We start from the raw sequence: 11,338 nt of genomic DNA, 5'->3' as shown, positions 1-11,338 counted from the left end.
ATATCTAATCCTTGTTCTTTAAAGGTTGGTACTTGTGCAAACACTGGGTCATTTAACCGTTTAATATCTGAAATAGCTAGCGCTCGTAGGGTACCATTCTTTATATGTTCCTTCGCCATAGCAGGAGAAACAAAGGCTAGTTGAATATGTCCCCCTAGTAATGCAGCAACAGTCTCCCCGCCTCCACGAAAAGGAACCTGCTCTAATTCACTTTCTGTAAACAATGAAAATGTTTCACCAACGATATGACTAAATGATCCTATGCCTTGGTGGCCAAACTTCAATTTTCCCGGATTCAGTTTCCCATACTCAATTATAGCTTTAGCGTCTTGCCATGGTTGATTTGCTTGAATTACCAAGACTGACGTTGAACTCGTTGCCTGAGCAAGCGGCTCTAAGGCTGTAAGATAATTATATTTAGATGAGCCATAAAGTGGATTTAAAATTAATTCAACACTGGAGATTCCAATTGTATAACCATCAGGGTTAGCTCCTACTAACTCATTAAATCCTAATGTTCCCGCTCCACCGGGCTTGTTTACAATTACTATTGGTTGCCCTAATTGTTGCTGTATTGATCTTTCTAATAAACGTGCAATAAGATCGGGCCCACTTCCAGCACTAAACGGAACGATCATTGTAATCGGCCTATCTGGATATTTAGGAGTTTCAGGCATTTTTACAGTTTTCATACTCGTACACCCTCCTATTGTTATGACTCCAAGAACTAAGACTGTCACTAACCACACAAGAGTTTTATCCTTCATAGTCTACCTCCCCTTTTGAATGATATTTTTTAGCAACCTCTTACTTTTTTAAACCAGCTAGCCGTATTATAGAGCATGACGATCGCACCGACGGATAAAATGGTAGCCGAAATAGGCCGACTAATCAGCGTCCATACATTTCCATTGCTGATAATCAAGCCTTGCGCCAATCCGCGTTCCAGTTCTGGCCCCAATACCAACCCAATTACCAATGGAGCCGGTTCAAATCCCGCCCGGCGCAACAGAAATCCTATTACGCCAAAAATAATCACCCAACCTAAATCAAATATACTATTATTAATTGAATACGCCCCCGTCAATGTAACAACTGCAACTAATGGCATTAAGATATACATAGGCGTTTTAAGTAGTTGAACGAATACGCCGATCATCGGCAAATTAATGACAAGTAATAATACGTTGCCAATATACATACTGGCAATCAACCCCCAGAACAAGTCCGGCTGTTGCGTAATCAGTGCCGGTCCGGGAATGATGCCATGAAGCATAAACCCACTCAGCATAATGGCGGTAGCACCACAAAAGGGCAAACCCAGTGACAACAAGGGAATCATAGTAGCTGAGATCGCTGAATTGTTAGCAGATTCAGGTCCCGCAACTCCTTCGATTGCACCCTGCCCAAATTGAGCAGGATTTTTGCTGAATCGTTTCTCTGTGGCATACGAGACAAAACTGGCAATTGTCGCTGCCGGGCCAGGAAGCAACCCTACCAGAAAACCAATAATGCCGCCACGGACCATGGGAACACCTGAGCGACGCCATTCTTCCTTGGTCGGATACAAATCCTGCATGCGAATTGTCGGTACAGCCGGGCGGTTACGGGGCTCAGTCATCACCGTAATAATTTCCCCGATGCCAAACACGCCCATAGCAAGTATAGATAAATCAAAGCCCCGGTCTAATTCATCAATACCGTACGTGAACCGGCTAATCCCCGATAAGCTGTCCATACCGACAGTACCTAATATAATTCCTACCGCAGCCATTAAAAGCGATTTCAGGATAGAGGTTCCGGTCAGTTTAGATAAAATCGCCAGTCCAACTAAGGCAATTGAAAAATATTCAGGAGGTCCAAATGCTAAAGCCGCTTGAGCCAGCGGCGGAGCAAGCAATGTTAACCCGATAATACCGATTGTTCCTGCGATAAAAGAACCAATAGCTGACACGGTCAATGCTGCACCGGCCCGTCCGCGCTGCGCCATAGGATATCCATCGAGGCAAGTAACTACGGAAGCAGCTTCGCCGGGAACATTCATCAAAATGGATGTAGTCGATCCACCATATTTAGAACCATAATAAATTCCTGCAAACATGATTAAGGCAGGTGTACTATCCAGACCATAGCTAAAAGGGAGCAAGAGCGCAATTGCACTGATAGTATCTATACCTGGCAATACTCCGACTAAAGTTCCAATCACAACACCGATGACACAAGCTAATAAATTTGCCGGAAGTATGCTAATTGCGAATCCATGTAGTAATGAAGCCAGTACCTCCAAGTTTCCAGCACCTCCTTATGGCAACGGAACGGCCAAATATCGTCCAAATACCAGGTAACATGCAACAGAGCTGATTCCAGCAATCAGCAGAGGGGTGACCCAGCCCGAAGTATCGGTAACCTTTAGCAAATAAAAGAGAAGAATAAAAGTAGAAGGCAGGTAGCCAATGCTGCTTAGAATCGTAATATAAAAAACAAGACCAATAATAATAAAAATAAATTTTGTCCAATCTGCTTTTTCACACGTTACGGTATCTCTTGACCGGACTTGCTTAACCAATAGTAATAAGGAAAGCAGCACTGCTGCGCTTCCTGCCAAATACGGCAAAAATCCGGATTTTGGTGCGCTTAGTGTACCAAATGCAAGTTCCTGAGCAGAATACAAATATGCACTACTTCCAAGTAAAAACAACAGCGTTATTATTTTTTCGATCATTTTTGTCCACCTTTGCGTCAGAAGTTGCCAACCCTGGAACAAATGCTATCGTAAAGACTGTGCCTTTTCCCAGTTCGCTCTCTACAGCCAATGACGCTCCATGGCGCTCGACAATTCTGTAGCAAATAGCTAACCCCAGGCCAGTACCTTTTTCTTTTGTAGTGAAAAAAGGTGTGCCAAGCTTTTCTCTCACTTCCGGTGATATGCCACAGCCATAATCTTTGATTGATAAATACACGATACCATTTTCCGACTTTGTGCTAATTTCAATGCTACCTGTCATTCCTGCCATTGCATCCAAGCCATTTCTAACCATGTTCAACACAAGCTGTCTAATACTGTTTTGATCTACGGGGACAGTGGGAATTTCCTTAAAGTCCACTTTAATCTCACAATTGTTTCGCAATGCATCTGCCCGCAGCAGGGGATATATATCTCGAATGATATCGTTAATATTGTTATCACTAAATTCCATTGCCCTATTTTTTGCTAGTGATAAGAATTCCGTAATGATACTGTTAGCACGATCAATCTCATCAATCATTAGGTCTAAATTATCTCTTTGCTTTGTGAATTCCGGTTTTTTGCTCATAAGCTGCAATAGACCGCGTACCGTAGTCATAGGGTTGCGCACTTCATGAGCAATACTTGCCGCCATTTCACCGATAATATTTAATCTGTCTAAGCGGGTCATTTTTTCTGTTTGTTCGCCTATGTATTTTAATATAGGCGTAAATTCTGTTATTTCACTGTTAAAACTAACCGTACGACCCTCTGCAATTGTTTCTGCAAACAGCTGCAAATCATTTTTCAGTTTACTAAATAATTCCCTAAATACAGCAACACAGACTAATAACATAATAAATGCACCTAAGAAAGTATTCAGCGTTCGTTTCCAAATTGCGGCATAAACCGCATCCTGGTTTATAGACGCAAAGGCATGGCCAACTATAACACCCTTATTTTCGATTGGTCGAAGATAGGTGATTACGCTTGCGCCATGCCATATCAATGAATTTTTCTTTTCAATTAGTTGCGCCTGGCCAGTCTCATACACTGAGCCAAACTGATCCGATTCCAAATTAACAAGCAAAAGAGCATCAGCCGTTGGGCCGATAGCAACAATACTATCCTTAGAGCGGGAATAATAACCGAATTTAATTATGTTGATTGGGACTACTATATCATCAAGTATAGACTGCAATTCCTCATTTGTAGTTACAGGTTGACTTTCGGTACGTAACGCAGTCTTGGTGAATTCATCAGAGCTTACAATATTTCTACTATTTTGGACAAGAAAATCCGTTATCGCTACCAGCCATTTAATATTTTTCTCATTCTCTTCCTCTAAGGCTAACCAATGCTGGTAAGCAGTAATAGTGATCATTAATACTACAACAATACAAACAATCTTGAAATTCAGCTTTGTTGCCAAGTTAATTTTCTTCACCGTTTTGGCACCTCTTAGCGACTAAATCCCAAACCTGCCACAAAAATCGTTTGTCTTCGCTATTTATTTTGCAATTTTTACAAATTCTCTATTAATCCTCTAGTGTTCGCTAATTAAAAGTTAAATCCTTCCATGAAAAGCAAAAAAATTAACAATAAAGAATAATCTGCCAAATGACAAAACCACCTCTCTTATTATTTAAGAAGAGGTGGTTTTGTCATAAAAAAAACTCCGTAGTAACATAATTAATTTATGTTACCTAATTTAGGAATAGTATAGAAATACGCTATTTTTACATTTTATCCTTTTTTTCGCCAATTTTTTCTTTTTTATTGCAAAGTTATAAGTTCAAATTGATATAAATATTATCTAATTCGTCTTTTGTAATTCCAATATAAGTTAACGTAATACTTGGTGCTGAATGATTGAGCAGCTTTTGAATTTTCGTTACATCAACTCCGCTTTTATGCGCCCAATATCCAAATGTCTTTCGCAGTGTATGAGTGCCTATTGCCTCCCGGATACCGATATGCCGCGCTGCCTGGTTGATAATACGGTAAGCTTGTATACGAGTAATTGGCCCATGGCCTTTTTTACTTTTAAAAAGCCAGCCGCTCTCTTCTTTTACATCAGAAAGATATTCACGAATGGCGTCCTTGCATGTATCGGAGAGTGGAAAATCCTTGATTTTACCAGTTTTCTTTTCTCGTACGATGACTCTGTCTTTGTTTTTAACATCGTTTATTGTTAACAACAATAAATCTGAAATCCGCAGTCCGCTATTAATACCCAGAACAAACAACAGATAATTTCGCAAGCTCTGCACCTTCAAATACTTTTTCATCGCATCAATTTGCTGTTTGCTTCTGATCGGTTCCACATACTCCATACTGACCACACATCCTCAAATGCTTCTTATTACTGTTATATTATACATTATGTTACTTATAATCACAAAAATAATGTAACATAAATTAATTGTGTTACATTTGTTCAATTTTTGTTTTTACCTACCTGTAGTACAGCTTTTTACTTGTCTCACGAACTTACTCTTTCCGTAATATTAAGATGTTTATATTCAATTCTTTTGCTTGCAAATACCCCGCCCCCCTGGGGCTTGGATACACTACCAACTACTCCCTTTAAGTAAGCTACTTAGCAAAAAAACAAGGAGGCAATAGGATGAAACTAACGTTAGGAATGAAAACAATTGGGTTCTTTTTATTAGTGGTGCTGGTAAGTGCAGTGGGCTCAGGTATTACAGTGTACAAAATCAGCCAGGTAAGTGAGGAACTGCAGGTTATTCAAAAACGCAGTCTCCCCACATTAATTAAAACAAACCAAGTTGCATTTAATGCTGTCGTAGAAACGAGCAGCATCCGCGGTTTCTTACTGAATGGTAAGCAGGAAATGTATGATAGTTATAAGCAAGCATCCAATGAAAATGAAACTCTGGAAAAAGAATTACTCGCTTTGGCAGTTAACGAGGAAGGTAAGAAAATTCTTACCGAACTAAAAACATTAGACGATAATTATACTAAAATCGCTGAACAAAAAGTGGTTCCCTTAAAAAAGGCCGGTAAAGATCAGGAGGCTTTACAGGTAGCTACTGATGAGCTTACCCCAGCTGGACAGTCTCTCATAAAGAAGGCTGATGAATATGCTGGATACCGGGAAAAACAAATTCAGACAACCTTTGCTGATGTTATGGATAGCATGGCTTCCACTAGGTCCCTTGCAAATAGCGTTAGTATTTTTTCTGTTATCCTTGGCATTTTAATTGGCTTTTTTAGTTCCCGGGCAATTACCCGGCCTGTTCGCGCACTATTAGGCGTAGCTCAGCAAATCGCAGCCGGCAATCTTAATCAACAGGTAGAAGTCCAGCGCAATGATGAAATCGGTGATTTGCAAAAAGCTTTTAAAACTATGATTGCAAACTTACGGGAAGTTGTTCGCAATGTGCAGGTCAATGCTGAGCAAGTAGCTGCTTCGTCAGAGGAACTGACAGCCAGCGCAGAACAATCCGCTCAGGCAGCCGATCAGGTTGCCCAGTCTATAACCAGCGTAGCCCAAGGTACAGAAAAACAATTAATTGCGGTAAATGAGACAGTAGCCATTGTTGAACAACTTTCAGCAGGTATTCAGCAGATAGCTGCTAATACAAATATTGTGGCTGCCAACACTGATCAGACGGCCAGGGCTGCTACCAGCGGTGGCGAGGCGGTTCATTCTGCTATTACACAGATGCATGCTATTGAAACAACAGTCGCTCATTCGGCACAGGTAGTTGCAAAACTTGGTGACCGATCCAAAGAAATTGGTCAAATTGTCAATACGATATCCGGTATTGCAGGCCAAACCAACCTCTTGGCTCTAAATGCAGCGATTGAAGCTGCCCGGGCAGGTGAACAAGGACGAGGCTTTGCCGTAGTAGCCGAGGAAGTTCGCAAACTAGCCGAACAATCACAGGAAGCCGCAAAACAAATTGCTACTTTAATTAGTGAAATTCAGGAAGATACGGATAAAGCAGTAGTGGCTATGGAAGCTGGTACAAGAGAGGTTAAGGTTGGTACTGAAGTTGTCAACAGCACAGGAAAAACCTTTAAGGATATCGTTGTTCTTATCGATCAGATGTCTACTGAAATTAGAGAAATTTCGGCAGCCATTCAACAGATGGCAAGCGGCAGCCAGCAAATTGTAACAGCAGTACGGGAAATTGATACAGTTAGTAAAGATACGTCGGGGCAAACACAAAGCGTATCAGCAGCAACGGAAGAGCAATCCGCCTCCATGCAGGAAATAGCAGCTTCCAGCGAAGCACTGGCAAAAATGTCTGAAGAGCTGCAAAGCGCTATCAAACGCTTTACATTATAAAAAGCTGAACGCTCTTTTCTTGACGTAACTGTCAGGGAAAGTGCGTTCTTTTATTTGCTATTATTCATTCGGCGTAATAGACTGTTATTTCGGATAAACTATCCAAGAGGTGATTAAAATTGTTAATAGCCGTATGTCATTCCTGCAAACAGCTGCTAGCCAAAAGCGGTAATGAAGAAGTTGTGATAAAAGCTGCTGAAAAACATCTGGACTCTAACGATGACCATGAAATCATTATTGGTGACGGTGATGAGATCACTGAAGAACAGCTTCTTGATCTTACTCCCGCCGAGTTAGAAGAGAATAAGTCCTTTCATTGACAAGGATTTACAAAAATGCTACTATTATAACAATTTGAATAGGATTGAATAGGTGCCTCTTGGGCGGCCCCGCCATTTCACCGCGCCCATGAAAAAGTGGGAATGGATTGGCAGCTCTTCAATTGACGGTTAGTTCTGCCCTTCCTGTATGTTCAGGGAGGGTTTTGTATTGTATTGAGGTGTGATAATGGACAAACCAAAATGGTTATACTTAATTTCCGGCTTATTACTATCGGCCATGCTGCTTGCCCCTGCCATATTCTCAAAGCAGGACAGTCTTAAGCCAAAACCGCTGACAGGTAAACCGCAGCGCATTGTATCAATGTCGCCAGGCAATACGGAAATTGTGTTTGCCCTTGGAGCAGGTGACCGGGTCGTGGGCGTGACTAGCTACTCCGATTATCCCGAAGAGGCTAAAAGCAAACCTACAATCGGTGGTTATCATGCGCCGGATGTTGAAAAAATTGTAGCATTGTCGCCAGATATTGTTTTTGCAATGACTGACATACAAGCCAAATATATTCAGATTTTAAAACAGGCGGGCATTCGTGTGATAGCCGTTGAGCCAAAGTCGCTTCCTGAAATTTTAACTGCAATCGACATCATTAGCGAAGCTATTGGCGAGCAGGAGCGCGGCAATAAGCTTCACCGGGAATTGGCGGACCAGCTTGCCGAAGTCCGCAGGCTGGTGGGGTCAGCCCCCTTAAAACGCACCTTCCTGGAGGTTTGGGATACACCGCTCCTGACGGTAGGGCGTCAGTCTTTTATTCATGATCTCATTAGTCAGGCTGGCGGCATTAATGTTTCGGCTGACAAAAATGTTGATTATACCCCTTGTGACACTGAGCAGTTGTATGCCTATAATCCTGAGGTCTATGTTGTACTCAGTCACAGTCGCGATGATGTACGCTCCTTAATAACAAATCCCAACCTGGGTGATATTCAGGCTGTAAAAAACAATCAGGTATTTTCTATAACTGATGATCTTTTACAGCGCCCTGGACCGCGCAGTTTTACCGGTTTAGTTAAATTAGCAGAAATTCTGCATCCGCAGGAAATGAAAGATTGGGAGAACAAATGAAACAATTATTAGTACGACCGCTGCTGTTGCTCATTATTTCGCTGCTGTTTCTGGCAGTAGTTGCATTATGTATGCTGACAGTGGGCACGGCTGAAGTAGCTGTACCTACTGTGTTTTCCATTATTTTACACCAGTTGTTTGGCCTTGGCAGTTCAGGTACGTCTTCTACCGAGCAGATCATTGTCTGGAACATCCGCTGGCAGCGAGTGGCACTGGCAATGATTGTAGGCAGCGGTTTAGCTGTTTCAGGCGCTTGCTTTCAGACAATGTTTAAAAATCCGCTAGCCGACCCCTTTGTGCTCGGTGTATCTTCCGGTGCTGCCCTGGGAGCAGCCGTCTCCATTGTCACCCGTCATACCGAATTAATGATTTTTCTTGCTTTTGCCGGTGCAATTCTCAGCCTGATGTTAGTGTATTTTTTCGGACAGCGCAGTAGCCATATCCGTGCTGACCAGCAGCTGCTGCTGGCCGGCATTGCCTGCGGGGCTATGCTTAATGCCATATTAAGCGCCTTGATGGCCTTACACTCTGGTCAAATGCAAATGATTCTTTTCTGGCTCATGGGCAGCCTGACCAATTACATGGACAGCCTGCTGCCGGTCCTTTTTATCGTGCTCTTAGGTCTTACTATAGCCCTCTTATACGCCCGTGACCTGGATATAATGGCTTTGGGTGATGAAGAAGCCCGCTTCTTAGGGGTAGATGTTGCTAAAGTTAAATTATTCCTGCTTGTATCAACGACCTTAATGACCGGAGCCTGTGTATCCGTCAGCGGCATTATTGGGTTTATTGGTTTAATTGTACCTCACCTGGTCCGCAAAATAATTGGCCCCGAACATTTGATACTGTTACCGCTAAGTGCTGTCTTCGGTGCAGTCTTTCTATTACTTGCCGACGGATTAACCCGTCTTGTGCCACTTATGTCCGGTATTCCGGTAGGAGTGGTAACGGCTTTATTCGGCAGTCCCTTCTTTCTCTACGTTTTATATACAGCCGGTAGGAGAGTACAGCAATGAATATTCTTGAAATCCAGGAGCTAGAGGTCGGTTATCCTGCCAAAACAGTGCTGAGTAATATTAATTTGACAGTTTCGGCAGGGCAATTTGTTAGTGTTATTGCCCCTAACGGCACCGGTAAATCAACATTATTGAAAGCAATTGCCGGGATACTCAAGCCCCATAGCGGCACAATTTTTCTTCATGGCAAGGCCTTGACGGACTACAGCCGCCGCGAACTTGCTCAGCAAATTGCCGTTGTAGGCTCAGAAGTTACCATGCAGGAATACACGGCCCTGCAAATGGTATTAATGGGCCGCTTTCCTCATATTCCACGTTTCTCCGGTCCTTCGCCGGCTGATCATGAAATTGTAGAAACCGCGATGCAAGAATCCGGTGTCTGGGATAAGCGATTCCGCTCCTGCAGCGAACTAAGTCAAGGTGAACGGCAGAAGATCATTATTGCCCGCGCTTTGGCTCAGCAGCCAAGGCTGCTATTGCTGGATGAGCCAACCGCTCATCTGGATATTTCCAACCAATTCAGCATTCTTCATTTAATCAAGAAACTAGCTTTAACCAAAAACATGGCAGTTATTGCCGTCATGCACGATATTAATTTAGCGATGCAATTTAGTACTGATCTATTATTTCTAAAAAAAGGCCAGGTACTAGCGTACGGGAGCTGCCGCGAGGTAGCTACTGCTGAGAACCTGCACCAACTATATGATATGGATTTCATACTGCATCGTGATGCGGCAGCAACATACGTGCGGCCTAATATGACCGAATAATGACCTGTGCTAAGAAGGGAGAATGGCCCTATGGAAAGCCAGCTGCTAAAAACAGGAGGAACACTTTTTGCAGATGATCAATCCATCATCTGCAGGTTTTCTGCGCCCCGCCTTGCCTTAAGCACATCCTTGTATAACGGCGGTTATTTGAGGACCGAAGCGGTATTTAATCACCGGTTAAGTCTATTTGTCAACAGTGAGGCTGATCTACCGGGCGGCAATTTGGAAAATTACCTGGCATTAGTGGCTGATGACCGCGGTCTCAATCGCGACCACACTACAGGTCTTTTAACCAGTGCCGACATGCACTGCCGGGGGTATCATGCATTAACCTACAAAAACCTAACTGTTGAAACAGTAGCAACTGCCGGAGTCGACGAAAATGCCGCCCGTGTTGGTGATTGTGCCTGTTATTATGAAGATAACGGCCGGTATCATCCGATAGGCGGTACGATCAATATCCTTACATTTACAAATGCAAAGCTTGCTTATGGTACACTGGCAAAAGCATTAGTGACCATTACCGAAGCAAAAACGTCAATACTCCAGGAGCTGGCAGTTAAAAGCTCCTGCACACAGGGAAGCGCTACCGGCACTGGTACAGATGGCGTAATTATGACCTCCGATCCTGCTTCTCCGCTGCTATGCACGGATGCCGGCACTCAGTCGAAGTTGGGTGAGCTCATAGGTCTGACTGTAAGAGCCGCCGTCAAGCAAGCTCTGGCACTGCAATGTAGAATTGATCCTCGCAGACAAGGTTCAGTACAGGAACGCCTCAAACGGCTCGAACTCACCATGGGCTGCTATCCTGATTCACTTCCCGAATCGGGACAAGCGCGGTTGTTGCTGGCAATGAGTCAGTCTATCTGGCAGGAATATTGCTGGGGGATGCTTGGCCTATCCGAACTCTATCAATTTCTTTACTTCCTGGAGGCACCCTCTCTACAGCCTCTTGGCATATCCCTGGCCAGTGCCCTTAGGGCAAAAACCAGTGCCTTGCGGCAAGATCTCCATCTGCAGGGTGGAACTAACGGAGACTTCTTTCCTCTTTATTAAAAAATGCTGTTTTCCCGGCTGATCAGCGGCAGGAAAACAGCATTTTTCT

The 11,338-nt window shown here is 43.3% G+C and carries 11 protein-coding genes; 6 read left to right on the top strand and 5 right to left on the bottom strand.

The window, feature by feature from the left end; translation table 11 throughout:
• The 5 genes from RTR76_RS13230 to RTR76_RS13210 all read right to left on the bottom strand — a co-directional run.
• Window positions 1-692: tripartite tricarboxylate transporter substrate binding protein (locus RTR76_RS13230; protein ID WP_312521414.1), on the bottom strand; the 692-nt coding region annotated here is incomplete at its 3' end.
• A 104-nt stretch (window positions 693-796) separates the two neighbouring features.
• Entirely contained in the window at window positions 797-2,287 is a 1,491-nt protein-coding gene (locus RTR76_RS13225; protein ID WP_312521412.1) for a tripartite tricarboxylate transporter permease, read from the bottom strand.
• Between the two features lie 15 nt (window positions 2,288-2,302).
• Complete coding sequence (locus RTR76_RS13220; protein WP_312521410.1) at window positions 2,303-2,722, bottom strand: tripartite tricarboxylate transporter TctB family protein; 420 nt, start codon at window positions 2,720-2,722, stop codon at window positions 2,303-2,305.
• The gene (locus RTR76_RS13215; protein WP_312521408.1) at window positions 2,679-4,172 is read right to left on the bottom strand and encodes an ATP-binding protein; all 1,494 of its coding nucleotides are present in this window, start codon (window positions 4,170-4,172) and stop codon (window positions 2,679-2,681) included. Before RTR76_RS13215 ends, RTR76_RS13220 begins: the two co-directional genes overlap by 44 nt.
• Before the next feature lie 340 nt (window positions 4,173-4,512).
• The gene (locus RTR76_RS13210; RefSeq protein WP_312521406.1) at window positions 4,513-5,061 is read right to left on the bottom strand and encodes a site-specific integrase; all 549 of its coding nucleotides are present in this window, start codon (window positions 5,059-5,061) and stop codon (window positions 4,513-4,515) included.
• Between the two features lie 293 nt (window positions 5,062-5,354).
• Between RTR76_RS13210 and RTR76_RS13205 the strand changes: the two genes are divergently transcribed.
• The 6 genes from RTR76_RS13205 to RTR76_RS13180 all read left to right on the top strand — a co-directional run bounded on the left by RTR76_RS13205 (window position 5,355) and on the right by RTR76_RS13180 (window position 11,289).
• On the top strand, window positions 5,355-7,046 hold the full coding sequence (locus RTR76_RS13205; RefSeq protein ID WP_312521404.1) for a methyl-accepting chemotaxis protein: 1,692 nt from the start codon (window positions 5,355-5,357) through the stop codon (window positions 7,044-7,046).
• A 119-nt stretch (window positions 7,047-7,165) separates the two neighbouring features.
• Window positions 7,166-7,366 (top strand): hypothetical protein, encoded by a 201-nt coding sequence (locus RTR76_RS13200; protein ID WP_312521402.1) that lies wholly within the window; start codon window positions 7,166-7,168, stop codon window positions 7,364-7,366.
• Window positions 7,367-7,553: 187 nt separating this feature from the next.
• Entirely contained in the window at window positions 7,554-8,447 is an 894-nt protein-coding gene (locus RTR76_RS13195; RefSeq protein ID WP_312521400.1) for a cobalamin-binding protein, read from the top strand.
• Window positions 8,444-9,463 carry an iron ABC transporter permease gene (locus RTR76_RS13190; protein WP_312521398.1) on the top strand — a complete coding sequence of 340 codons (1,020 nt, stop codon included), beginning with the start codon at window positions 8,444-8,446 and terminating at the stop codon, window positions 9,461-9,463. Before RTR76_RS13195 ends, RTR76_RS13190 begins: the two co-directional genes overlap by 4 nt.
• The gene (locus tag RTR76_RS13185) at window positions 9,460-10,233 is read left to right on the top strand and encodes an ABC transporter ATP-binding protein (protein ID WP_312521396.1); all 774 of its coding nucleotides are present in this window, start codon (window positions 9,460-9,462) and stop codon (window positions 10,231-10,233) included. Before RTR76_RS13190 ends, RTR76_RS13185 begins: the two co-directional genes overlap by 4 nt.
• 30 nt (window positions 10,234-10,263) lie before the next feature.
• Complete coding sequence (locus RTR76_RS13180) at window positions 10,264-11,289, top strand: adenosylcobinamide amidohydrolase (RefSeq protein ID WP_312521394.1); 1,026 nt, start codon at window positions 10,264-10,266, stop codon at window positions 11,287-11,289.
• Window positions 11,290-11,338: the final 49 nt, after the last annotated feature.

Source organism: Anaerospora sp. (assembly GCF_032013335.1).
In the GTDB taxonomy this organism is placed as follows: domain Bacteria; phylum Bacillota; class Negativicutes; order Sporomusales; family DSM-15969; genus Anaerospora.
The sequence above is the reverse complement of the archived record's forward strand: the minus strand, read 5'-3'. Positions and strand labels throughout refer to the sequence as shown.